The 23,358-nt window shown below is 70.1% G+C and carries 19 protein-coding genes; 7 read left to right on the plus strand and 12 right to left on the minus strand.

Going from position 1 to position 23,358, the window contains the following annotated elements; genetic code table 11:
• Positions 1 to 48: 48 nt before the first annotated feature.
• Entirely contained in the window at positions 49 to 1,626 is a 1,578-nt protein-coding gene (gene serA, locus FHY03_RS19385) for a phosphoglycerate dehydrogenase (protein ID WP_183921006.1), read from the minus strand.
• Positions 1,627 to 1,774: 148 nt separating this feature from the next.
• Positions 1,775 to 2,929 carry a phosphoserine transaminase gene (locus FHY03_RS19390; protein ID WP_183932123.1) on the minus strand — a complete coding sequence of 385 codons (1,155 nt, stop codon included), beginning with the start codon at positions 2,927 to 2,929 and terminating at the stop codon, positions 1,775 to 1,777.
• Positions 2,930 to 3,111: 182 nt separating this feature from the next.
• On the opposite strand from FHY03_RS19390, the gene FHY03_RS19395 reads away from it, so the two are divergent.
• Both FHY03_RS19395 and FHY03_RS19400 read left to right on the plus strand, forming a co-directional pair.
• Positions 3,112 to 3,771: an extensin family protein gene (locus tag FHY03_RS19395; protein ID WP_183921008.1), complete on the plus strand. Its 660-nt coding sequence runs from the start codon at positions 3,112 to 3,114 to the stop codon at positions 3,769 to 3,771.
• A 49-nt stretch (positions 3,772 to 3,820) separates the two neighbouring features.
• On the plus strand, positions 3,821 to 4,705 hold the full coding sequence (locus FHY03_RS19400; RefSeq protein ID WP_183932124.1) for an LOG family protein: 885 nt from the start codon (positions 3,821 to 3,823) through the stop codon (positions 4,703 to 4,705).
• 123 nt (positions 4,706 to 4,828) lie between these two features.
• On the opposite strand, the gene FHY03_RS19405 is transcribed toward FHY03_RS19400, so the two are convergent.
• Entirely contained in the window at positions 4,829 to 6,061 is a 1,233-nt protein-coding gene (locus tag FHY03_RS19405) for a hypothetical protein (protein WP_311722414.1), read from the minus strand.
• 65 nt (positions 6,062 to 6,126) lie between these two features.
• Here FHY03_RS19405 and FHY03_RS19410 point away from each other — a divergent pair, with 65 nt between their 5' ends.
• Entirely contained in the window at positions 6,127 to 7,380 is a 1,254-nt protein-coding gene (locus FHY03_RS19410; RefSeq protein ID WP_183921010.1) for a putative DNA modification/repair radical SAM protein, read from the plus strand.
• Positions 7,381 to 7,584: 204 nt separating this feature from the next.
• A complete protein-coding gene (locus tag FHY03_RS19415; RefSeq protein WP_183932125.1) occupies positions 7,585 to 8,994 on the plus strand; it encodes a UdgX family uracil-DNA binding protein in 1,410 nt (469 codons plus the stop codon).
• A 150-nt stretch (positions 8,995 to 9,144) separates the two neighbouring features.
• Here the strand turns inward: FHY03_RS19415 and mutS are convergent, their stop codons facing one another.
• The 3 genes from mutS to FHY03_RS19430 are packed head-to-tail and all read right to left on the minus strand — an operon-like array spanning position 9,145 to position 12,201.
• Positions 9,145 to 11,721: a DNA mismatch repair protein MutS gene (gene mutS, locus FHY03_RS19420; RefSeq protein WP_183932152.1), complete on the minus strand. Its 2,577-nt coding sequence runs from the start codon at positions 11,719 to 11,721 to the stop codon at positions 9,145 to 9,147.
• Between the two features lie 14 nt (positions 11,722 to 11,735).
• A complete protein-coding gene (locus tag FHY03_RS19425) occupies positions 11,736 to 12,017 on the minus strand; it encodes a type II toxin-antitoxin system RelE/ParE family toxin (protein WP_183932126.1) in 282 nt (93 codons plus the stop codon).
• Positions 12,010 to 12,201 (minus strand): hypothetical protein, encoded by a 192-nt coding sequence (locus FHY03_RS19430; protein ID WP_183932127.1) that lies wholly within the window; start codon positions 12,199 to 12,201, stop codon positions 12,010 to 12,012. Before FHY03_RS19430 ends, FHY03_RS19425 begins: the two co-directional genes overlap by 8 nt.
• A gap of 154 nt (positions 12,202 to 12,355) precedes the next feature.
• Between FHY03_RS19430 and FHY03_RS19435 the strand changes: the two genes are divergently transcribed.
• Positions 12,356 to 12,832, plus strand: a complete 477-nt coding sequence (locus FHY03_RS19435; RefSeq protein WP_183932128.1) for a methylated-DNA--[protein]-cysteine S-methyltransferase — start codon at positions 12,356 to 12,358, stop codon at positions 12,830 to 12,832.
• 41 nt (positions 12,833 to 12,873) lie between these two features.
• Positions 12,874 to 15,150, plus strand: coding sequence for an NADP-dependent malic enzyme (locus tag FHY03_RS19440; protein WP_183921014.1), 2,277 nt, complete (start codon positions 12,874 to 12,876; stop codon positions 15,148 to 15,150).
• A gap of 545 nt (positions 15,151 to 15,695) precedes the next feature.
• Here FHY03_RS19440 and queA read toward each other — a convergent pair.
• The 6 genes from queA to FHY03_RS19470 all read right to left on the minus strand — a co-directional run bounded on the left by queA (position 15,696) and on the right by FHY03_RS19470 (position 20,375).
• Positions 15,696 to 16,721: a tRNA preQ1(34) S-adenosylmethionine ribosyltransferase-isomerase QueA gene (gene queA, locus FHY03_RS19445; RefSeq protein WP_183932129.1), complete on the minus strand. Its 1,026-nt coding sequence runs from the start codon at positions 16,719 to 16,721 to the stop codon at positions 15,696 to 15,698.
• Between the two features lie 19 nt (positions 16,722 to 16,740).
• A complete protein-coding gene (locus FHY03_RS19450) occupies positions 16,741 to 17,460 on the minus strand; it encodes a peptidylprolyl isomerase (protein WP_183932130.1) in 720 nt (239 codons plus the stop codon).
• Between the two features lie 318 nt (positions 17,461 to 17,778).
• On the minus strand, positions 17,779 to 18,285 hold the full coding sequence (gene coaD / locus FHY03_RS19455) for a pantetheine-phosphate adenylyltransferase (RefSeq protein ID WP_183921017.1): 507 nt from the start codon (positions 18,283 to 18,285) through the stop codon (positions 17,779 to 17,781).
• 5 nt (positions 18,286 to 18,290) lie between these two features.
• Positions 18,291 to 19,199, minus strand: a complete 909-nt coding sequence (locus tag FHY03_RS19460; protein ID WP_183921018.1) for a polyprenyl synthetase family protein — start codon at positions 19,197 to 19,199, stop codon at positions 18,291 to 18,293.
• A complete protein-coding gene (locus tag FHY03_RS19465; RefSeq protein ID WP_183921019.1) occupies positions 19,196 to 19,435 on the minus strand; it encodes an exodeoxyribonuclease VII small subunit in 240 nt (79 codons plus the stop codon). Before FHY03_RS19465 ends, FHY03_RS19460 begins: the two co-directional genes overlap by 4 nt.
• Before the next feature lie 391 nt (positions 19,436 to 19,826).
• The gene (locus tag FHY03_RS19470) at positions 19,827 to 20,375 is read right to left on the minus strand and encodes a hypothetical protein (RefSeq protein WP_183932131.1); all 549 of its coding nucleotides are present in this window, start codon (positions 20,373 to 20,375) and stop codon (positions 19,827 to 19,829) included.
• 191 nt (positions 20,376 to 20,566) lie between these two features.
• Between FHY03_RS19470 and acnA the strand changes: the two genes are divergently transcribed.
• On the plus strand, positions 20,567 to 23,254 hold the full coding sequence (gene acnA, locus FHY03_RS19475) for an aconitate hydratase AcnA (protein ID WP_183932132.1): 2,688 nt from the start codon (positions 20,567 to 20,569) through the stop codon (positions 23,252 to 23,254).
• The last annotated feature ends 104 nt before the right edge of the window (positions 23,255 to 23,358 follow it).

A 23,358-nucleotide genomic window follows, 5' to 3' on the forward strand; every position in this document is an offset into this window, starting at 1 on the left:
GGATCTAAGTTCTACGCACGCTCGACGGGCGCGCCCCTCAACACCAGCTCAGAACGCCAGCCCCATCGCGGTCTTGACGCCCGGCAGCGCCTTGACGCGCGCGAGCAGCTCGGCGTCGACCGGCTGGTCGACCGAGAGCAGCAGCACCGCCTCGCCGCCTGCCTGGCGCCGCCCGAGGTGGAAGGTGCCGATGTTGACGCCCGCCTCGCCCAGCAAGGTACCAATGCGGCCGATGAAGCCCGGCGCGTCCTCGTTGACGACGTAGAGCATCGCGCCGGTGAGATCGGCCTCGACCTTGATCCCGAACAGCTCGACGAGGCGCGGCGCCGAGTCACCGAACAGGGTACCCGCGACCGAGCGCTCGCCGTCGGCGGTGCGCACCGCGACGCGCAGCAGCGTATGATAGTCGCCCTCGCGCTCGGTGCGGATCTCGCGCACTTCCATGCCGCGGTCGCGCGCCAGCACCGGCGCGTTGACCATGTTCACCGTGTCGGTCTGCTGGCGCAGGAAGCCGGTGAGCACCGCGCTGGTCAGCGGCTTGGGGTTGAGGTCCGCCGCGGCTCCCTCACGGTGGATCGACACGCGATCGATCGCGCCGGTGGCGAGCTGGCCGACGAGCGAGCCGAGCTTCTCCGCCAGACCCATGTACGGGCGCAGCTTGGGCGCCTCCTCGGCCGAGAGGCTTGGCACGTTGAGCGCGTTGGTGACGCCGCCCGAGACGAGATAGTCCGCCATCTGCTCGGCCACCTGGATCGCGACGTTGACCTGCGCCTCCGTCGTCGACGCGCCGAGGTGCGGGGTCGAGACGAAATTGGGCGTGCCGAACAGCGGGCTGTCCTTGGCGGGCTCGGTCACGAACACGTCGAGCGCGGCGCCGGCGATATGGCCCGAGTCGAGCCCGGCCTTGAGCGCCGCCTCGTCGATGAGCCCGCCACGCGCGCAATTGACGATGCGCACGCCCTTCTTGGTCTTGGCGAGGTTCTCGGCCGACAGGATGTTGCGCGTCTGGTCGGTCAGCGGCGTGTGCAGCGTGATGAAGTCGGCGCGTGCGAGCAGCTCGTCGAGCGTCACCTTGGTCACACCCAGCTCGACCGCGCGCTCCTCGGTGAGGAACGGATCGAAGGCGACGACCTTCATCTTCAGCCCGAGCGCGCGGTCGGCGACGATCGAGCCGATGTTGCCCGCACCGATCAGCCCCAGCGTCTTGCCGGTGACCTCGACGCCCATGAAGCGGTTCTTCTCCCACTTGCCCGCCTGGGTCGAGGCGTCGGCCTCGGGCAGCTGGCGGGCGAGCGCGAACATCAGCGCGATGGCGTGCTCGGCGGTGGTGATCGAGTTGCCGAACGGCGTGTTCATCACCACCACGCCCTTGGCCGAGGCGGCGGGGATGTCGACATTGTCGACGCCGATGCCGGCGCGGCCGACCACCTTGAGGTTGGTGGCGTGCTCGAGGATGTCCTTGGTCACTTTGGTCGAGCTGCGGATGGCGAGCCCGTCATACTGGCCGATGATCGCCTTGAGCTCGTCCGGGGTCTTGCCGGTGATCTCGTCCACCTCGACGCCGCGCTCGCGGAAGATCTCGGCGGCGCGGGGGTCCATCTTGTCGGAAATGAGTACCTTGGGCATGGGTATTTCCTTGCGTTACCAGCCGTCATCCCCGCGGAGGCGGGGATCCAGAGCCGCTGACGGTGCGGCCCTTGCGACGACCTGCGTGTCTGGATCCCCGCCTTCGCGGGGATGACGACGTGGAGGCGGGATGACGATCGGGGGGCGGTTAAGCCGCCGCCTTGGCGGTGGCGTAGGCCCAGTCGAGCCACGGGCCGAGCGCCTCGATGTCGGCGGTGTCGACGGTCGCGCCGCACCAGACGCGCAGCCCCGGCGGGGCATCGCGATAGCCGCCGATGTCATAGGCGGCGTGCTCCGCCTCGAGCAGGGACACCATCTTCTTGATGACACCCTCGTCGGCGTCGACCGTGAGGCAGACGCTGGTCTTCGACCGCGACGCCGGATCGGCGGCGAGGTGCCCGAGCCAGTCGCGCTCGGCGACGACCGCGTCGAGCGCGGCGGCGTTGGCGTCCGAGCGCGCGATCAGCCCGCCCTGCCCCAGCGACTTGGCCCATTCGAGCGACCAGATCGCGTCCTCCACCGCCAGCATCGACGGCGTGTTGATCGTCTCGCCCTTGAACACGCCATCGGTCAGCTTGCCCTTGGAGACCAGGCGAAAGACCTTGGGCAGCGGCCACGCCGGGGTGTAGCTCTCCAGCCGCTCGACCGCGCGTGGGCCGAGGATCAGCACGCCGTGGGCGCCCTCGCTGCCCAGCACCTTCTGCCAGGAGAAGGTGGCGACGTCGATCTTGTCCCACGGCAGGTCGTAGGCGAACACGCCGCTGGTGGCGTCGGCGAAGCTCAGCCCCTCGCGGTCGGCGGGGATCCAGTCGCCGTTGGGCACGCGCACGCCGCTGGTGGTGCCGTTCCAGGTGAACAGCACGTCGTTCGACCAATCGACCTGCGCGAGGTCGGGCAGCTGGCCGTAGTCGGCGCGGATCACGTTGGAATCAATCTTGAGCTGCTTGACCGCGTCGGTCACCCAACCCTCGCCGAAGCTCTCCCAGGCGAGCGCGGTGACCGGGCGCGCGCCCAGCATCGTCCACATCGCCATTTCAAAGGCGCCGGTGTCGGAGCCGGGGACGATGCCGATCCGGTGCGTGTCGGGCAGGTTGAGCAGCTCGCGCATCAGGTCGATGCAATATTGCAGCCGCTGCTTGCCGAGCTTCGAGCGGTGCGAGCGTCCGAGGACGTCGGTGGCGAGCTTGGCGGGATCGTAGCCGGGCGGCTTGGCGCAGGGACCGGACGAGAAATGCGGGCGGGCCGGCCGGGTGGCGGGCTTCGCGGGCGCGAGGGTGGCGTCGGCGGCGGTCGTATTGGTCATGTCTGACTCTCCTCACAGAGAGCACGCGCGGCGTTGGGACCGCGTGGCCCGTCGACCGCGCTACAGACGCTCGAAGCCGCTGGCAAGCCGGATGATCGTCGAACGCGCGATCCGGCCGGCGGATGAGGCGCAGCAGCGATCAACGCCTTTAGCTCGCCGGCACACGACGCTACACGGGGGCGATGACGTCGTGGCGTAACCACCGTTCCCGAACGCTCCTCGTCGCGCTGCTGCTCGCCGGCTGCGGCCGGGTCGAGCGCCCTGCGCCGCCGAGCACGCGCGGCGAGGTGGAGGGGCCGAGCCTGCGCGAGACCCGCCAGTGTTTGGCCGACCTGCGCGCGCTCGGGGTCGACTTCCAGCCGCTGCCCGACAAGCAATATGGCGGCGGCTGCGCGCTGATCGGCACGGTCAAGCTGCTCGACATCGGCGTGCCCACCGCCAACCTCGGCGCGGTGCGCTGCGGCGAGGCGCGCGCCTATGCTGCCTGGGCACGCAACGGCGTCGCGCCCGCGGCCTATCAGATCCTCGGCTCCGAGCTGTCGCGCATCGTCAGCATGGGCAGCTACGCCTGCCGCAACACGATCGGCACCAAGGGACCGGCGCGGCGCTCGGGCCACGCGCTCGCCAACGCGATCGACATCGCCGCCTTCGAGCTCAAGGACGGCCGCCGGATCTCGATCCTGAACGACTGGCGCTCGCCCGATCCCGCGGTGCAGCAATTCCTGCGCACCGTCCACGCCTCCGCCTGCCGCCGCTTCGGCACGGTGTTGTCGCCCGATTACAACGCGGTGCACCGCGACCATCTGCATCTCGAGGACGATGGCGCACGCTTCTGTCGCTGACGCGCGCCATGTTCTTGCGACCGTCATCATCCCGGCCTATCGATCCGCGATGACAGATACCCGCGTACCCAGCCGCGTCTTCCCGCGCGCTTCACAGGATGCCGAGGTCGCCAAGACCAACGTCTCCACCCCGCAGACCGAGAGCCCTGCCTACAAGCTCGCTTTCCAGGACATGGACTTCCTGCTGCGCGAGGACCTGCGCCCGGTCCGCTTCCAGCTCGAGCTGCTCAAGACCCAGCTGATCTTCGAGGAAGCGCATATCGGCTCGACCTTCGTCTTCTACGGCTCGGCGCGCATCCCCGAGCCCGCCAAGGCGCAGGCGCTGCTCGATCTCGCCACCGACGAGAAGAGCCGCCGCGTCGCCGAGCGGCTGGTCGCCAAGAGCAAATATTACGACATGGCGCGCGAGCTGGCGCAGCTCTGCTCCAACTTCCCGCGCGACGAGGCGGGCAAGCGCCACTTCGTGGTCTGCTCGGGCGGCGGTCCCTCGATCATGGAGGCGGCCAACCGCGGTGCGGCGGACGTCCACGCCGAGTCGATCGGGCTCAACATCGTGCTGCCGCACGAGCAGGCGCCCAACCCCTATGTCACCCCGTCGCTGAGCACGCAGTTCCACTATTTCGCGCTGCGCAAGATGCACTTCCTGCTCCACGCGCGCGCGCTGGCGGCCTTCCCGGGCGGCTTCGGCACGTTCGACGAATTGTTCGAGCTGCTGACGCTGATCCAGACCGGCAAGGTCGAGCCGATCCCGGTGCTGCTGTTCGGGCGCGAGTTCTGGGAGCGCGTGATCAACTTCGAGGCGCTGGTGGAGGAAGGCGTGGTGTCCGAGCGCGATCTCGGTATCTTCCGCTACGTCGAGAGCGCGGCCGAGGGCTGGGCGGTGGTGCAGCAATTCTACCGCGACCGCCACGAGAAGGGCGACCTGCCGCGCTGATGCGCACGGCAGGGAGGGCGGCGGGCTCTCCCGCTCGTCCGCCATCCCCGCTGACGCTGCGCTTCTTATCACGCCGTACAGCGCGTCTGGATCCCTGCCTTCGCAGGGATGACGGAGTTGGGATCAGAGAACGCCCGCCGTCGCTGCCGCATGGAGCGACCTCTGCTCACCCACCCACCCCGGCGCGGGATCTCGCACCGCGGCGTGGATAAGCCAGAGCAGCGCCACGGCACGGACGCAGGCGGCGACGAGGACGTCCGCCTGCGTCGCCGAGACGTTCGCCCCCTCCCAGCCGGCGAACAGCCAGAACTCGGCGAAATAGGCGGCCAAATCCCCGAGCAGGAACAAGGCAAGCGGGCGAACGCGTGTCGCGGTGAGCACCAGCAGCGGCCATAGCCACAGGTCGAATTGCGGCGAGTACACTTTGTTGGTCAGCAAGAACCAGGCGAGCAAGGGGGTGAACAGCAGCCACGGCCGCGCGCCGTGGCGGCGCCAGCCGACCCCGACGATCGCCGCTGCACCGCCGAGGAACGACAGCAGCGACCACAGGTTGCGCGCCGCCACGTCGGTCCGCCACCAGCCGAACTGCGCCAGCAGCTCCCACACGCTGGCCGCGGTGCCGCCGCGCTCGCTCGAGAAAGCGTAGAACTCGCGCCAATTCTCGAAAGCGAACCAGGCAACCGGCAGGTTCACCGCGCCCCAGGCGCCCACCGCCACGGCGACCAGCAACGCCGCGCGAGACACGCGCGCCGGGAGTGCGCCGCGACCGAACAGCGCGCCGAGACCCAGGAGCGGTAGCAGCAGCACCGGGAACAGCTTGGCCGCGCCGCCCAATGCCGCGAGCGCGGCCGCGCGCGGCACCTGCTCGCGCGCAGCCGCCCGCAAGGCCGCGACCGCGAAGGTGGCGGCGAGCAGGTCCCAATTGTGCCCCAGGTAGAGCACGAGCGGCGGCGCGAGTGCCCAGGCATATTGACGCCGCAGACTCGCGCCGGCGCCGCGGATCAACTCCAAGATCACGAAGGCGAGAAGAGCGTTGGCGAACGTCACCGACACCAGGAAGTCGGCCGCGCCGGCGCGCGCGCCCTTGACGAGATGGACGAAGAGCGCCTCGAGCCAGATCAGCCCGCCGGTGAGCACGGGATATTCCATCCGCGCTTGGAAGTACGGCACCTCGCCCGCGGCGAGACCGCGCAGCCCCCAGAAGGGCACCGCGTCGCTGTAGCAGCCGGTGACATATTGCTCGCTGCCGCTCCACGCGGCGCCGCAATGCGCCTTGAAGCCCCAGCCGAGCAGGCAGGTCAGTGCCAGCGCGAGATAGGGACCGTTGGGTCCGAGCCGATCGATGATCCTGCGCACGGGACTGATCCATGGCAGGTCGCTTCGCCCTCGACAAGGCGCCGAAGTGAACATACATCGAACACATGGCGCAGCTCGACGTCCGCCAGAAACTGGAAATCCTCGCCGACGCGGCGAAGTATGACGCGTCGTGCGCGTCGTCCGGTACCTCGAAGCGCACCTCGGCCGATGGCAAGGGGCTCGGCTCGACCGAGGGCATGGGCATCTGCCACGCCTATGCGCCCGATGGCCGTTGCATCTCGCTGCTGAAGATCCTGCTGACCAACAGCTGCGTGTTCGATTGCCATTATTGCATCAATCGCAAGAGCTCGAACGTACGCCGCGCGCGCTTCAGCGCGCAGGAAGTGGTGAACCTCACCCTTTCCTTCTATCGGCGCAACTACATCGAAGGGCTGTTCCTCTCCTCCGGCATCATCAAGTCGTCGAATTATACGATGGAGCAGCTGGTCGAGGTCGCGCGCTCGCTGCGCGAGGACCATCATTTCCGCGGCTATATCCACCTCAAGACAATTCCAGATGCCGATCCCGAGCTGGTTCACCAGGCCGGGCTCTACGCCGATCGCGTCTCGATCAACGTCGAACTGCCCACCGTCGGCGGACTGCGCCGGCTCGCGCCCGAGAAGGACGGCGCGCGGATCGAGGGTGCGATGGGGGAGATGAAGGCGGCGATCACCGACACCGCCGACGCCCGCACCCGCTACAAGTCCGCGCCACGCTTCGCGCCGGCGGGGCAGTCGACCCAGATGATCGTGGGCGCCGACGCCGCGACCGACGGCGACATCGTCCGCAAGGCATCGACCTTGTACGACCGCTTCGGGCTGCGGCGGGTCTATTATTCGGCGTTCAGCCCGATCCCCGACGCCTCCGCGGTGCTGCCGCTGCAGCGCCCCCCGCTGATGCGCGAGCATCGTTTGTACCAGTCAGACTGGCTGATGCGCTTCTACGGTTTCTCGACCGACGAGGTCGTCGCCGCCGCGGACGAGGCGACGGGCATGCTGCCGCTCGACATGGATCCCAAGCTCGCCTGGGCGCTCAAGTTTCGCGATCGCTTCCCGGTCGACGTCAATCGGGCGCCGCGCGAGCTGCTGTGGCGCGTGCCGGGGCTCGGCACCAAGGCGGTGAAGAGCATCCTGGCGGCGCGGCGCTGGCGACGGCTGCGGCTGGACGACGTGGCTCGCTTGACGGTGTCGATCGCGCGGGTGCGGCCGTTCATCGTCTGCGAGGACTGGCGGCCGGTGGTGCTGGCCGACCGCGCCGAGCTCAGGCCGCTGGTCGCGCCCAAGGTGAAGACGCAACAGCTGGAGCTGTTCGCCGCGTGAGAGTGACTCGCGGGTGAAACGGATCGCCGCGGTGGCGCGCTGTGGCGGGGTGATCGTCCGACGTGGCCCAGCGATAAAGTGCTCTTCCTCCCTGCCCTTCAGGGGAGGGGTTGGGGGTGGGGCGTTTCCGCCTACGCCGCGTGCGCGGAGAGCCCCCACCCCAACCCCTCCCCTGAAAGGGAGGGGCTTGTTAGTGCACTAACCTTGCGCGTCGTCACCCTCTCGGCGCCCGACGACGTCGATGGCTGGCGCGACGCCGCGCGCGGGCTGCTCGCCGACCACGTCGCGCCCGACGCCGTCGTATGGCAGGTTGGCGACGCCGCGACCGATCTCTTCGCCGCGGCAGTCGCGGAGCCACCCCCCGCCCCGCGTCGCGACGGCGACACGCCCGCCATGCGCGTGCCGCGCGCCTTCCTCGATCTCGCCAACAGCGCCGCACTTCACCGCGACCTCGAGCGTTTCGCGCTCCTCTACGCGATGCTGTGGCGGCTGCGCGACACGCCGCGGCTGACCGACGACCATGCCGACCCGCTCGTGCGTCGGATCGAGACTCTGGCCAAGTCAGTACGGCGCGACATCCACAAGATGCGCGCCTTCGTGCGCTTCCGCTCCGTCAGTGACGACGCGGGCGAGCGCTACGTCGCGTGGTTCGAGCCCGAGCATCATATCGTTCGCGCGAACGCGGCGTTCTTCGTCAACCGCTTCGCCAGCATGCGCTGGTCGATCCTGACCCCCGAGGTGTCGCTCCACTGGGACGGCGCCGCGCTCCAGGAGGGGCCGCCGGCGGAGCGCGGTGACGCGCCCGAGGGCGACCCGATCGAGGAGGTGTGGAAGACCTATTACGCCAGCATCTTCAACCCGGCGCGCGTCAAGGTCGGCACGATGCTGCGCGAGATGCCGCGGAAATACTGGAAGAACATGCCGGAGACGGCGCTGGTGCCGCAGCTGCTGGCGACCGCGCAGGCACGGGAGAGCGGGATGATCGACAAGGCGCGCGCGCGGGAAAGCGCGGTCGGCGACAATGCGCAGGCGGCGTGGGAAGCGCTGCGCGACGAGGCGTCGGCCTGCACCCGCTGTCACCTCTACAAGCCGGCGACGCAGACGGTCTTCGGCGAGGGGCCGGTCGACGCGACGATGATGTTCGTCGGTGAGCAGCCCGGCGATCAGGAGGATCTCGCCGGCCACCCCTTTGTGGGACCGGCGGGGCAGGTGTTCGACCGTGCGCTCGCGGCCGCGGGGATCACCCGCGCGGAGACCTATGTCACGAACGCGGTCAAGCACTTCAAGTTCGAGCCGCGCGGCAAGCGGCGGATCCACGCCAAGCCCGACGCGGGCGAGATCGAGGCGTGCCGCTGGTGGATAGAGCAGGAGCAGATGCTGCTGCGACCGAAAGTGACGGTCGCGCTCGGCGCCACCGCGGCGCGTAGCCTGTTCGGCAAGGTGATGACGATCGGTCGCGAGCGCGGCCGGGGGCTTCGCCTGCCCGACGGCGGCGCGGCATGGATCACGGTCCACCCGAGCTACCTGCTCCGGCTTCCCGACGAGGCCGCCCGGGTAAGCGAGTTCGAGCGCTTCGTCGAGGATCTAAAGATGGCGCATGCGGCGATCGGGTAAGCAGCGCCACGGCCGACCGCCGTCTCGGCCATGCTCTCCCAGCGGGTGCCCCATCCTCCTCGCATCGCTCGCTGATCGAGGCAGCGTGATGCTCGCTCTCACCGGCCAGCGACACGGCTTACCGGGCGCCACCACGCCGAGCCACCTTTCCTAACCCTCGCGCGCCAGCGCCTTCAGCCTATACAAGGTGTCGAGCGCCTCGCGCGGCGTCAGCGCGTCGACGTCGAGCGCCTCGACCTCGGAGCGGATGGCGTCGCACTGTGCCTCCTCCGCCTGCGCCGCGGCGGCGAACAGCGGCAGGTCGTCGAGCCCCGCCGCCAGCCCGCCGGTCCTGGCGCGCCCCGCTTCCAGCTTCGCCAGTACCGCCTTGGCGCGCTGCACCGTCGCGGGCGGCATGCCCGCCAGCCGCGCCACCGCCAAGCCGTAGCTGCGATCCGCCGGCCCGTCCGCGACCTCGTGGAGCAGCACCAGCTCGCCCTTCCACTCGCGCGCGCGGACATGATGGAGCGACAGCGAGTCGCACCGCTCCGCCAGCCGCGTCAGCTCATGATAATGCGTGGCGAACAGGCAGCGGCAGCGGTTGTCCTCGTGGATCGCCTCCACCACCGCCCAGGCGATCGCGAGCCCGTCATAGGTGCTCGTCCCGCGCCCGACCTCGTCGAGGATGACGAGACTGTCCGGCGTCGCCTGCGCCAGGATCGCCGCCGTCTCGACCATCTCGACCATGAAGGTCGAGCGGCCGCGCGCGAGGTTGTCCGACGCACCCACCCGGCTGAACAAGCGATCGACCAGCCCCAGCCGCGCCGCCGCGGCGGGGACATAGGCGCCCGCCTGCGCCAGCACCGCGATCAGCGCGTTCTGCCGCAGGAAGGTCGACTTGCCGCCCATGTTGGGCCCGGTGACGAGCCACAGCCGCGCCGCCGCGCCGCCGAGCGCGCAATCGTTGGCGACGAAGCGGTCGCCGCTCTTCGACAGCGCTGCCTCGACCACCGGGTGGCGCCCCTCGCGCACGTCGAAACATGCCTCCGCGGCGAAGCTCGGTCGAGCCCAGCCGCCCTCGGCCGCGCGCTCCGCCAGCCCGGCGGCGACGTCGAGCCGGGCGAGCGCGTCCGCGGTCGCGGCGATCGCCTCGCGACCGGCGAGTGCGGTGGCGGTGAGCTCTTCCAGATGCGCCGCCTCCGCCGCGAGCGCGTGCGCCCCCGCCTGGGTGACGCTCGCCGCCACCTCGTGCAGCTCGGGCGCGTTGAAGCGCACCACCCCCGCGAGCGTCTGGCGATGCGTGAAGCCCGAATCCGCGCGCATCAGCGGGTCGGCGACACGCGCAGGTACCTCGATGTGGTAGCCGAGCACGCCGTTGTGGCGGATCTTCAGCGCGGCGATCTTGGTGCGCTCGCGGAAGCTCGCCTCCAGCGCGGCGATCGCGCGACGACCACCGCTCCCGGTCTCGCGCAGCGCGTCGAGCGCGGCGTCATAGCCAGCGGCGATAAAGCCACCGTCGCTCGCCTCGATCGGCGGCGCGGGGACGAGCGCGCGCTTGAGCAGGTCGATCAGCGCGCCATGCCCGCGCAGCCGCGGCGCCAGCTCGCGCAACAAAGCGGGCGCCGGCTCCAGCGCGCCGAGCCGCTCACCGATGGCCCAGGCACCGTCCAGCCCGTCGCGCAACTGGCCGAGGTCGCGCGGGCTCCCACGCCCTGCCGCCAGTCGCCCCAGCGCGCGCCCGATGTCGGGCAGCGCGCGCAATGCGGCACGCACCCGCTCGCGTAAGCCGGCGTCGTCGTGGAGCAATTGGACGAGATCGAGCCGCGCCTCGATCGCGTCGCACGCCATCAGCGGCGCACCCAGGTCGGCGGCGAGCAGCCGCGCGCCGGCGCCGGTGACGGTTCGGTCGACCGCGTCGAGCAGGCTGCCCTTGCGCTGTCCGGCCGCGGTGCACGTCAGCTCGAGGCTCTCGCGCGTGGCGGCGTCGATTGCCATTGCGTCGCGCGCGGCCGCCAGCACCGGCGGGCGAAGGAAGGGCAGCTGCCCCTTGGCGGTATGGTCGAGATAGGCGACCAGCCCGCCCGCCGCGGCGAGCGCGGCGCGGCCGAACTGGCCGAAGCCGTCGAGCGTCGCCACGCCGAACAGCCGCTTGAGCCGCGCCTCGCCCGCGCCGCTGTCGAACTCGCCGCGCGGGCGCCGTACCGTGGCGGGGGCATCGCTCTCCTCCGCGGCGATCACCTCGGCGGCGCCGAGCCGGGCGAGCTCGGCGTTGAGTCCGGCGCGGTCACAGGCGATCACCTCGAAGCGGCCGGTGGAGACGTCCGCGGCGGCGAGCGCGACCTCGCCCGCGGCCTCGCCGACCGCGACGCACCAATTGGCGGCGCGCGAGTCGAGCAGCGTCTCCTCGGTCAACGTGCCGGCGGTGACGACGCGGACGATCGCGCGCTCGACCAGCGCCTTGGAGCCGCGCGCCTTGCGCGCCGCCTCGGGCGTCTCGGTCTGCTCGGCGATGGCGACGCGGTGGCCGGCCTTGATGAGGCGCTGGAGATAGCCGGTCGCGGCATGGATCGGCACGCCGCACATCGGGATCTTCTCGCCCGCGTGCTCGCCGCGCGCGGTGAGCGCGATGTCGAGCACCTGCGCGGCGATGCGCGCGTCGTCGAAGAACAGTTCGAAGAAGTCGCCCATGCGGTAGAACAGCAGGCAGTCCGCCGCCTCCGCCTTGAGCGCGAGATATTGCGCCATCATCGGCGTGGGGGCGGTCATGGGTTCTGGTCCGGGCGGCGGGCGCCGTGTCGGATCGAGCGGATGAAGACCGTCTCCTCCTCGATTTCATAGCGCAGGATGTAGGGCGGCACAGTCGTCATCTCGCGACAGCCGGCGCAAGTGGGTCCGCCGCGGCGCGGGAAAGCGCGCAGGCTCTTACCAAACGCGATCAGCCGCTCCGCGACGAGACGGGCGGCCTGATTGCCATGGGTAGCGATGAAGGGGAAGATGCGGTCGAGATCTTCGAGCGCCGCATTGCACCAGATGACCCTAGCCATCCCAAGCGGCGAGCCACTCTCCGCATGGTTTGCGCTGCGGCGTGCCCCAGCTCGCGGGCCACAGGAGCATTACACGCTGTTCGACGCCCGCACCGGCGGCATAGCTGGTGCGCGCGCGCGGGATTGCCTGCGACAGCGGCTCGTCGTCGATCCAGCTGTGATCGGTCATGGCGGGACTCGTCATCCGAGCGAACATAGCCGCGCGGCGCACGCGCTGCCAGTCGGCTACTCGATTGGCAGCGCGTCGACATGATCTTCTGCATCAGATCCGATCCCCTTAGGTTTTGACCGCAATCGGCGGGATGCACGCCACCGCCGCGCCCGCTAGACCTGCTGCCATGCTCTACCGCACCACCACGGACTCGCCCGTCGGCACGCTCACCCTGGTCGCCAGCGACGCGGGGCTCGTCGCGGTGCTGTGGCCCGACGACTCGCCCAGGCGCGTCCGCCTCGCCGCCGCCGAGGAGCGCGCCGACCATCCCGTGCTCGCCACCGTCCGCGCCCAGCTCGACGAGTATTTCGCCGGCCGGCGCCGCGACTTCGACCTGCCGCTCGCCCCCGTCGGCAGCGCCTTCCAGCGCGCCGTCTGGGCCGCGCTCATCGCCATCCCGCACGGCGAGACGCGCAGCTACGGCGACATCGCTCGCGCCATCGGCCGACCTACCGCCAGCCGCGCGGTCGGCGCCGCCAACGGGCGCAACCCGCTGTCCATCGTGGTGCCGTGCCACCGCGTGATCGGCGCCTCGGGCAAGCTCACCGGCTTCGCCGGCGGCCTGGCGGCCAAGCAACAACTGCTCGCGCACGAGCGACGTTAGCGATGGTTTTCAAACGCGCCTGCCTTCCCTAGAGGAAGGTCATGACCGACGATCGCACCGCCACCGAGACGCGCCACGACCAGTTCTCCGAGCGCGAGGCCCTGCTGTTCCACTCGGAGGGGCGCCCCGGCAAGATCGAGATCATCGCCTCCAAACCCATGGCAACGCAGCGCGATCTCGCGCTCGCTTACTCGCCCGGCGTGGCCGTGCCGGTGCAGGCGATCGCGGACGATCCCGCCACCGCTTATGATTACACCGCCAAGGGCAATCTGGTCGCCGTCATCTCGAACGGCACCGCGATCCTCGGCATGGGCAATCTCGGTGCGCTCGCCTCCAAACCGGTGATGGAAGGCAAGGCGGTGCTGTTCAAGCGCTTCGCCGACGTCGATTCGATCGACATCGAGCTGAAGACCGAGGACGTCAATCGCTTCATCGACGCGGTCGAGCTGATGGAGCCGAGCTTCGGCGGCATCAACCTCGAGGACATCAAGGCGCCCGAGTGTTTCATCATCGAGCAGACGCTGCGCGAGCGGATGAACATCCCGGTCTTCCACGACGACCAGCACGGCACCGCGATCATCTGCGCCGCCGGCCTCATCAACGCCTGCCTGCTCACCGGGCGCCAGCTCTCCTCGGTCAAGGTCGTCGTCAACGGCGCCGGCGCCGCCGCGATCGCCTGCACCGAGCTGATCAAGGCGATGGGCGTGCGTGCCGACAACGTGCTGATCTGCGACCGCACCGGCGTGATCTACCAGGGCCGCGACGACGTCAACCAATGGCAGTCGGCACACGCCGCCAACACCGACCGGCGCACCCTGACCGAGGCGCTGCACGGCGCCGACGTGTTCCTCGGCCTCTCCGCCGCGGGCGCGCTCAAGCCCGAGATGGTCAAGGACATGGCGCCTGCGCCGATCATCTTCGCCATGGCCAACCCCGAGCCGGAGATCCGCCCCGAACTCGCCAAGGCGGCGCGCCCCGACGCCATCGTCGCCACCGGCCGGTCGGACTATCCCAACCAGGTCAACAACGTGCTGGGCTTCCCCTTCATCTTTCGCGGCGCGCTCGACGTGCGCGCCACGGGCATCAACGACGAGATGAAGATCGCCGCCGCCAACGCCATCGCCGAGCTGGCACGCGATCGCGTGCCCGAGGAGGTCGCCGCCGCTTATGGCACGCGCCACACCTTCGGCCCGGACTATATCATCCCCGCGCCGTTCGACCCGCGGCTGATGGAGATGGTGTCGGTCGCGGTCGCGCAGGCGGCGATAGACTCGGGCGTCGCCACCAAGCCGATCACCGACATGAACGCCTATCGCGAGACCCTGCGCGCGCGGCTCAACCCCACCACTGCGGTGCTGAGCCTCGCCTATGAGGGCGCCAAGGCCAACCCCAAGCGCGTGCTCTTCGCCGAGGGCGAGGAAGAGGTGGTGCTGCGCGCCGCGATCGCCTTCAAGGAGGGCGGCTACGGCATCCCCGTGCTGGTCGGGCGCGAGGACGTGTACGACAATCTGCGCGCGCTCGGGATCGACAACCCCGAGGAGTATGAGCTGCACAACAGCCGCGTCTCGCCTTTGGTCCCGAAGATGGTCGACTTCCTCTACCAGCGCCTCCAGCGCCGCGGCTTCCTGCGCCGCGAGGTCGAGCGGATGATCAACCAGGACCGCAACATCTTCGGCGCGGTGCTGCTCCAGCTCGGCGCGGCGGACGCGATGATCACCGGCGTCACCCGCCCCTGGGCGCAATCGATGCGCGAGATCAAGCGCGTGATCGATCCCGCGCCGGGCCGCACCGCCTTCGGCATCCACGTGCTGGTGGGCCAGTCGCACACCGTCTTCATCGCCGACACGACGGTGAACGAACGCCCCAACGCGGAGGAGCTGGCCGACATCGCCGAGCAGACCGCGACCGTGGCGCGCCAGATGGGGCACGAGCCGCGCGTCGCCTTCCTGAGCTATTCCACCTTCGGCAACCCGACCGGCCAGTGGCTCGACAATATCCGCGAGGCGGTCCACGTGCTCGACCAGCGCGAGGTCAGCTTCGAATATGAGGGCGAGATGGCGCCCGACGTCGCGCTCAACCCCAAGCAGCTGGCGAACTATCCGTTCGCGCGGCTGTCGGGGCCGGCCAACATCCTCGTCATGCCGGGGCTGCAATCGGCCAACATCTCCGCCAAGCTGCTGCGCGAGCTCGGCGGCGACGACATGATCGGGCCGATGCTGGTGGGCATGGAGAAGCCGGTACAGATCGCGCCGATGACCTCCACCGCGAGCGAGCTGGTGACGCTGGCGGTGCTCGCCGCGGGCGGCATCGCGCGCTGAGGCGCGACGCCGGCGCGCGGGGCGCGCCGGTCGTGGAGCCTGCGGCGAGGCCCGTCGATCATGCTCGAGCGCCGGGAGACCGGTGCTGGCGCGATCCAGCTAGCGGTGCCGGTCGTTGGCGCTGCGGCGCGTCGAGGCGACTCAACGTTCGCGCCGGATCGGTGCGCCCGGCTCCAGCATGACTCAACATTCGCGCCCGGTCGGCTCGCGACGCTCCAACGTGACTCAACGTTCGCGCGGTCCCGCTTGCGACCGAACACACATATCAAGGGTCTGCCGTCGCAGTCTTTCGCCCGTGACGCCCGTGTCACGGCCGCACGCGAATGTTGCGAATGTTGAGTCGCTGACGCGTTTGCGGCGACGCGCGCGGCGATTGTCATGGTACCGGGCGCCGACGCACGCGCCGGCGATGAGACAGAGCGTCGATGTTTCTGCCACACGGCTACCGGCGTAGGACAGCCCGCTGCCGCCGATAGCGTCAGGTGCCGCTCTTCCTCTACTCTCGGAACCTGCCCCTGCGCACGCCGGCCCGTCACGGCCTGCCCCTATGGCAGCAGCAGCGACCCGTCCCCGTAGCTGTAGAAGCGATACCCTCGCTCGATCGCGTGCGCATAGGCCGACTGCATCCGCTCCAGCCCCATCAGCGCCGATACCAGCATGAACAGGGTCGAGCGCGGCAGGTGGAAGTTGGTCATCAGCCCGTCGATGCCGCGGAAGCGATAGCCCGGCGTGATGAAGATCGCGGTGTCGCCCTCGAACGGGCGGACGACGCCATCCTCGCCCGCGGCGCTCTCGATCAGCCGCAGCGAGGTGGTGCCAATCGCGATCACGCGTCCGCCGCGCTCGCGCACCGCGTTGAGCCGGTCGGCGGTGGCCTGATCGATCCGCCCCCATTCGGCGTGCATCCGGTGGTCGGCGGTGTCCTCCGCCTTGACCGGCAGGAAGGTGCCTGCGCCGACGTGGAGCGTCAGCGTGGCATGCTCCACCCCCGCCGCGGCGAGCCGCTCGAGCAGCGCGGGCGTGAAGTGGAGCGCCGCGGTGGGCGCCGCGACCGCGCCCGGCTCGGCGGCGAACATCGTCTGGTAATCGTCGGCGTCGCGCGCGTCGGCGGCGCGCTTGCCCGCGATATAGGGCGGCAGCGGCATCCGCCCGGCGCGCTCGAGCAGCAGCTCGACCGGCTCGTCGCCGGCGAAGTCGAGCGCCCAACTGCCGTCTTCGCCGCGGTCACACGCGGTGGCGCTCACGCCCGCGCCGAAGTCGATCGGGTCGCCGACGCGCAGCCTTCTGGCGTTGCGAACGAAGGCACGCCAGCGGCGCGGCCCCTCGCGCTTGTGCAGCGTGGCGCCGATCCGCGCCTCGCCGCGCGTACCCTCGAGCTGCGCGGGGATCACGCGCGTATCGTTGAACACGAGCAGGTCGCCCGCGCGCAGCACCTCGGGCAGATCGGCGACGATGCGGTCATCAAGTCCGTCGCCGCGCACCACGAGCAGCCGCGCGGCGTCGCGCGGGCTCGCCGGGCGCAGCGCGATCCGCTCGGGCGGCAGGTCGAAGTCGAAGAGGTCGACGTTCATCGGCGTCGCGCGCGCCGGCTCAGCGGCGGCGCGGCGCCGGCTTGGCGCGCGGCGCCGGTGCAGTGGGGGCGGCAGGCGGCGTCGCCGCACCCGCGCCCGTCCCGGGCAGCGTCGGCGTGGTACCCGGCAGCGTCGGCAGCGTCGCCGGCGCGGCGGCGGGCAGCGGCTGGTAGGCCGGCGGGTTGTCGGAGGCGATATAGGCATGGACAATGCGCGACGGGTTCGCCGGCGGTTCGCCGCGCTCGATCGCGTCGACGTAATTCATTCCCGACATTACGCGGCCGAACACGGTATACTTCTTGTCGAGCGAGAAGCGCGGCTGGAAGACGATGTAGAACTGGCTGTTCGCGCTATCCTCTTTCTCGGCGCGCGCGGCCGCGACCGAGCCGCGCACGTGCGGCAGATAGTTGAACTCGGCGGGCAGGTCCGGGAGCGTGCTGCCGCCGGTGCCGTCGCCCTTGGGATCGCCGCCCTGCGCCATAAAGCCGTCGATCACGCGGTGGAACACGAGACCGTCGTAGAAATGCTGGCGGGTGAGCTGCTTGATCCGCTCGACCATCTTGGGCGCGACGTCCGGGCGCAGCGCGATCTCGACCCGCCCGCCGGTGGAGAGGTCGAGCAGCCAGATGTTGGTCTTGTCGCCCAGCGGCGGCGGCGCGAGCCGCTCCTGTGCCGCGACGGGGGCGGCGGTGAGCACGGCGGCGGCGAAGAGGGCGGACAGGAGGGCGGACGGGCGCATCGGTGCTTTCGGGTCTGTCGGGAGAGTGTCAGCGGCGGCGTCTAGACCAGATTCACGCTTGCGCCAAACTGAATGGGGGGATGGGGTGCGGCTGCTCGGCGCGGAGCTGTACCGTCGCCATCCCATCCACTTCCGTCATCCCGGACTTGTTCCGGGATGCACCGTTCCGTGCACTCACCGAGCGCTAGGTACGCGGTGAGGTGGATCCCGGAACAAGTCCGGGATGACGGAAAAAGAGAGTGGGATGACGGGAGAAGAGGTCGCGAGAACGGCAGAACGGCAGAACGGGATGCCGTGATGCGGTGAGAGCCCCGTCCCTCACCCCCCGCGTCGCCCGACCAGCGCGACCCGGTCGACCACTTCCTGGCACACCGCGGCGGTGACGAACTTGCGGATGTCGCCGCCGAACAGCGCGATCTCCTTGACCAGCTTGGACGCGATCGGCTGTAGCCCGACGTCGGCCATCAGGAAGACGGTCTCGATCCGGTCGTTGAGCTGCTGGTTCATCCCCGCCATCTGATATTCGTACTCGAAGTCGGCGACGGCGCGCAGCCCGCGCACGATCATCGTCGCGCCCTCGCGCTCGGCGAAGTCCATCAGCAGCGAGTCGAACTCCACCACGTGGATCTCGCCGCCGATCGCGGCGACCTCGCGCTGCACCATCGCCATGCGCTCGGCGACGCTGAACATCGGCGACTTGCTGGGATTGGTGGTGACCCCGATCACCAGCCGGTCGACCAATTTGGCGCCGCGGCGGATGATGTCCATGTGGCCGAGCGTGATCGGGTCGAACGTGCCCGGATAGACGCCGACGCGCGCGCCCATGCCGCTCACCCGCGCCGCTCGGTGACGAAGCGCGCGATCGCACGCAGCAGCTCGGCCTCGTCACCGTAGCTGCGCAGGTGGTCGATCGCCTGGTCGACGAGCATCTGCGACTGCTGCTTGGCGCGCTCGACGCCGAGCAGCGAGACGAACGTCTCCTTGCCCGCCTCGCCGTCCTTGCGCAGCTTCTTGCCGGCGAGCTGCTCGTCGCCCTCGACGTCGAGCAGGTCGTCGACGATCTGGAAGGCGAGGCCGAGGTCGTGCGCGTAGCCACGCAGGTGGCGGCGCCCCTCGGGCGGCACGCGGCCGAGGATCGCGCCCGCCTCTACCGCCGCGCCGATCAGCGCGCCGGTCTTCATCTGCTGGAGCCGCGTGACGGTGCCGAGGTCGAAGGCGGCGCCGTCGGCCTTGAGGTCCATCGCCTGCCCGCCCGCCATGCCGCTCGGGCCCGAGGCGCGCGCGAGATCGGCGACCAGCTCGGCGCGGACGAACGGGTCGGCATGGGTGGCGGGATCGGCCAGCACCTCGAAGGCGAGCGCGTGAAGGCAGTCGCCCGCCAGGATCGCGGTGGCCTCGTCGAACGCCTTGTGGACGGTGGCCTTGCCGTGGCGCAGGTCGTCGTCGTCCATCGCCGGCAGATCGTCGTGGATCAGCGAGTAGGCATGGATCGCCTCGAGCGCGACCGCGGCGCGCGCCGCACCGTCGCGCGCCACGTCGAACAGCCGCGCGGTGGCGAACACCAGCAGCGGGCGCAGCCGCTTGCCGCCCCCGATCGTGGCGTGGCGCATCGCGCGGTAGAGATCGGCGCGGGGATCGTCCGGGACCGGGAGCAGCGCGTCGAAGCGACGGTCCATCTCGGCCGCGACTTCCTTGAGCGCGGCCTGCAACCTGGGCGACGCGGTGGCGGTGATGGTCATCCCGCGGCGAAGGGCTCGGTGGCGGCGGGGCGGCCGTCGGCGCCGAGCCTGATCGCCTCGATCCGCGCCTGCGCGGAGTCGAGCCGGTCGGCGCAGCGCTGCCGCAGCGCGCTGCCGCGCTCGTAGAGCCGGATCGCCTCCTCCAGCGGGGTATCGCCCGACTCGAGCCTGGCGACGATCGTCTCCAGCTCGCGTAGGCCGGCCTCGAACGACAGCGTCTCGATGTCCTGCTCCATCAGCCGGCTATGCGATGGGGGGTGCGCCGGGTCAAGAAGATGGGGTGGCGGGTGCATGGGGGGTGGCCGGGGCGCGGGGCTCACCCTCGCCATCCTGCGTCCCACTCCTTCCTGCGTCATCCTGAGCTTGTCTCAGGATCCACCGGTCCGCTCACCCATGCGCGGTCGGATATGCGGCACGGTGGATCCTGAGACGAGCTCAGGATGACGGAGGTGAGGTAAGGTGAGGTTTCGTTCCCTCATCCCCGTTCGTGCTGAGGAGGCACTGAGCTCGTCGACGTGCCGTCTCGAAGCACTTGCCGGCAACCGCGTGGCCACGCTTCGAGACGAGGCTTCGACAAGCTCAGCCTCTCCTCAGCGCGAACGGTGATAGGACGAGCCGACCGCCGATCTACCGCCGCCACTTCTTCACCGCCGCCGCATAGGCGTCCGCCGCCCGCTGCCGCGCCGCCTCCAGCCGCGCTCGTTCGCGCTCGTGCCGCCGTCCCGCCTCGCGGCGCTCGCGGTCGAGCGCGGCCTGGCGCTCGGCCAGCGCCTTATCCTCGTCGCGGCGGCGCGCGTCCTCCTGCTCGAGCGCGGCCTCGGCCGCCTCCAGCTCGGCGCGGCTCGGGCGTGGGGCGGGCGGCTTCGTCGCAGCCTTGGATCGCGCCGTCCTCGACCGCGGCGCCTCCTCCTCTGCCGCACGCGCCCGCTTCGGCCGATCCGGGGGCAGTGCGGCGAGCTGCTCGGCCGCGCTGCCGCGCGAGCGCCGCACCACCTCGCCGGGGCGCGCCAGCGGCTCCTCCATCAGCGCCGCGTCGGTCACCTCCTCGGCCACGCCGCGCGCGAACAAGTCGGCGTCGGCGCCCCAGGCGGCCAGCGCGGCCTTGCGACTCGGCGCCGCGACATAGGCGTCGTGGAACCCTGCGGGGGTGCGGAACACCTTGAGCTTGCGCGCCATCCCTCCGCCTCTCCGGACGTCCCCGCGCCCGTGGCCACAATCGCTTACGCGCGTGCGCCGTTCCACCCTTCCCCGCCCGGCGCCCCGCTGCTATCGCCCGCGGCGATCGAGAGTTTCGCCCGCACCCGCGCGCACGCGGCCGTGCCGCATCGCCGCGGGCGCGAGGCTCCCACGAGGAAGGACAGCTGCCCATGACGGCCATCGGCCACGACACGCTCAACGCCCGCACCACGCTGACGGCCGGGGGCAAGACCTACGATTATTTCGCGCTCAAGGCGGCGGAAACGAAGTTCGGCGACATCTCGCGCCTGCCCTTCTCGATGAAGGTGCTGCTGGAGAACATGCTGCGCTTCGAGGACGGCGTGACCGTGACCGAGGCGGACGTGAAGGCGATCGTCGACTGGCAGCAGGAGCGCCGCAGCGACCGCGAGATCCAGTATCGCCCCGCGCGCGTGCTGATGCAGGACTTCACCGGCGTGCCCTGCGTGGTCGACCTCGCCGCGATGCGCGACGCGATCACCAAGCTCGGCGGCGACGCCGCCAAGATCAACCCGCAGGTGCCCGTCCACCTCGTGATCGATCACTCGGTGATGGTCGACGAGTTCGGCACCCCCAAGGCGTTCGAGGATAACGTCGACCTCGAGTACGCCCGCAACGCCGAGCGCTACGAGTTCCTCAAGTGGGGCTCCAAGGCGCTCGACAATTTCAAGGTGGTGCCGCCGGGCACCGGCATCTGCCACCAGGTGAACCTGGAATATATCGGCCACGCGGTGTGGGCGTCGGAGGAGACGGGTGAGCACGCCAAGAGCGGCGCGACGATCGCCTATCCCGACACGCTGGTCGGCACCGACAGCCACACCACGATGATCAACGGCCTGGGCGTGCTCGGCTGGGGCGTCGGCGGGATCGAGGCGGAGGCGGCGATGCTCGGCCAGCCCGTCTCGATGCTGATCCCCGAGGTGGTCGGCTTCAAGCTCACCGGTTCCCTGCGCGAGGGCATCACCGCGACCGACCTGGTGCTGACCGTGACGCAGATGCTGCGCGCCAAGGGCGTGGTCGGCCGCTTCGTCGAGTTCTACGGCCCCGGGCTCGACCAGATGACGCTCGCCGACCGCGCGACGATCGCCAACATGGCGCCCGAGTACGGCGCGACCTGCGGCTTCTTCCCGGTCGACGACAAGACGATGGACTATATGCGCCTGACCGGCCGCCCCGACGAGGTGGTCGCGCTGACCGAGGCCTATGCCAAGGCACAGGGCATGTGGCGCTACGCCGACAGCCCCGACCCCGTCTTCACCGACACGCTCGAGCTCGACATGGGCACCGTGGTGCCGTCGCTCGCCGGGCCGAAGCGCCCGCAGGACAAGGTGAGCCTCGACACCGTCGACGAGGTGTTCAACGGCGACCTGTTCAAGCTCTACCACAAGGAGAAGCCGGCGCGCGTCGCGGTCGACGAGCGCGGCCATGACATCGGCGACGGCGACGTCGTGATCGCGGCGATCACGAGCTGCACGAACACCTCCAACCCCTCGGTGCTGGTCGCCGCGGGTCTGGTCGCGCGCAAGGCGAACGCGCTGGGGCTGAAGCCGAAGCCGTGGGTGAAGACGTCGCTCGCACCGGGCTCGCAGGTGGTGACCGACTATCTCGACAAGGCCGGGCTGTCCGAGGACCTCGACGCGATCGGCTTCAACCTGGTCGGCTACGGCTGCACCACCTGCATCGGCAACTCGGGCCCGCTCGCCGCGCCGATCAGCAAGGCGATCAACGAGAACGACCTGGTCGCCGCCTCGGTGCTGTCGGGCAACCGCAACTTCGAGGGCCGCGTCTCGCCCGACGTGCGCGCCAACTTCCTCGCCTCGCCGCCGCTGGTGGTCGCCTATGCGCTCAAGGGCACGGTGACGACCGACATGAACGAGACGCCGATCGGCCAGGGCAAGGACGGCGGCGACGTCTACCTGCGCGACATCTGGCCGACCAACCAGGAGGTCGCCGACCTCATGGCGGCCAACATCGACGACGGCATGTTCCGCGCGCGCTACGGCAACGTCTACGCCGGCGACAGCAAGTGGCAGGCGATCGACGTCACCGGCTCGGACACCTACGGCTGGATCGCCGGCTCGACCTATGTCGCCAACCCGCCCTATTTCGACGGCATGGAGATGACGCCCAAGCCGACGACCGACATCGTCGACGCCAAGCCGCTGGCGATCCTGGGCGACTCGATCACCACCGACCACATCTCGCCGGCCGGCTCGATCAAGGCCGACAGCCCGGCGGGGACGTGGCTGCAGGAGCACCAGGTCTCGCGCCAGGACTTCAACAGCTACGGCGCGCGTCGCGGCCACCACGAGGTGATGATGCGCGGCACCTTCGCCAACATTCGCATCAAGAACGAGATGGTGCCGGGCGTCGAGGGCGGGATGAGCCGCTATGACGGCGAGGTCATGCCGATCTACGACGCGGCGATGCGCCACAAGGCCGATGGCACGCCGCTCGTCGTGGTCGCGGGCAAGGAGTACGGCACGGGCTCGTCGCGCGACTGGGCGGCGAAGGGCACCAACCTGCTCGGCGTGCGCGCGGTGATCGCGGAGAGCTTCGAGCGCATCCACCGCTCGAACCTGGTCGGGATGGGCGTGCTGCCGCTGCAGTTCGCCGAGGGCGTGTCGCGCCAGTCGCTCGGGCTGACCGGCGACGAGACGTTCACGATCGAGAACGTGGCGGCGCTGCGCCCGCGCCAGAACGTGACGGTGACGCTGAAGCGCGCCGACGGCTCGACCGAGACGTTCGAGACGCGCTGCCGGATCGATACCGTCAACGAGCTGGAGTATTTCCTCAACGGCGGCATCCTCCAATATGTGCTGCGCAAGCTCGCCGCCTGAGGCGGGCGTCCGTGAGCGCATGAGAGAGGGAGGGTTCCGCGAGGAGCCCTCCCTTTTTCTATGGTCGACGAGAACCGTGAGCCAATTCTCCCCGGAACGGGGAG

It is taken from the genome of Sphingomonas sp. BK345, from assembly GCF_014193845.1.
Lineage (GTDB): Bacteria > Pseudomonadota > Alphaproteobacteria > Sphingomonadales > Sphingomonadaceae > Sphingomonas.

Bases quoted from the DNA above. Each gene is read 5' to 3' on its own strand.
- FHY03_RS19470 (WP_183932131.1), bottom strand. From the start codon at position 20,375: ATGGCGCGCAAGCTCAAGGTGTTCCGCACCCCCGCAGGGTTCCACGAC.
- FHY03_RS19410 (WP_183921010.1), top strand. From the start codon at position 6,127: ATGGCGCAGCTCGACGTCCGCCAGAAACTGGAAATCCTCGCCGACGCG.
- FHY03_RS19430 (WP_183932127.1), bottom strand. From the start codon at position 12,201: ATGACGAGTCCCGCCATGACCGATCACAGCTGGATCGACGACGAGCCG.
- FHY03_RS19435 (WP_183932128.1), top strand. From the start codon at position 12,356: ATGCTCTACCGCACCACCACGGACTCGCCCGTCGGCACGCTCACCCTG.
- FHY03_RS19425 (WP_183932126.1), bottom strand. From the start codon at position 12,017: ATGGCTAGGGTCATCTGGTGCAATGCGGCGCTCGAAGATCTCGACCGC.
- FHY03_RS19450 (WP_183932130.1), bottom strand. From the start codon at position 17,460: ATGCGCCCGTCCGCCCTCCTGTCCGCCCTCTTCGCCGCCGCCGTGCTC.
- FHY03_RS19400 (WP_183932124.1), top strand. From the start codon at position 3,821: ATGACAGATACCCGCGTACCCAGCCGCGTCTTCCCGCGCGCTTCACAG.
- queA (WP_183932129.1), bottom strand. From the start codon at position 16,721: ATGAACGTCGACCTCTTCGACTTCGACCTGCCGCCCGAGCGGATCGCG.
- acnA (WP_183932132.1), top strand. From the start codon at position 20,567: ATGACGGCCATCGGCCACGACACGCTCAACGCCCGCACCACGCTGACG.
- FHY03_RS19390 (WP_183932123.1), bottom strand. From the start codon at position 2,929: ATGACCAATACGACCGCCGCCGACGCCACCCTCGCGCCCGCGAAGCCC.
- FHY03_RS19465 (WP_183921019.1), bottom strand. From the start codon at position 19,435: ATGGAGCAGGACATCGAGACGCTGTCGTTCGAGGCCGGCCTACGCGAG.
- FHY03_RS19440 (WP_183921014.1), top strand. From the start codon at position 12,874: ATGACCGACGATCGCACCGCCACCGAGACGCGCCACGACCAGTTCTCC.
- mutS (WP_183932152.1), bottom strand. From the start codon at position 11,721: ATGATGGCGCAATATCTCGCGCTCAAGGCGGAGGCGGCGGACTGCCTG.
- coaD (WP_183921017.1), bottom strand. From the start codon at position 18,285: ATGGGCGCGCGCGTCGGCGTCTATCCGGGCACGTTCGACCCGATCACG.
- serA (WP_183921006.1), bottom strand. From the start codon at position 1,626: ATGCCCAAGGTACTCATTTCCGACAAGATGGACCCCCGCGCCGCCGAG.
- FHY03_RS19395 (WP_183921008.1), top strand. From the start codon at position 3,112: ATGACGTCGTGGCGTAACCACCGTTCCCGAACGCTCCTCGTCGCGCTG.
- FHY03_RS19460 (WP_183921018.1), bottom strand. From the start codon at position 19,199: ATGACCATCACCGCCACCGCGTCGCCCAGGTTGCAGGCCGCGCTCAAG.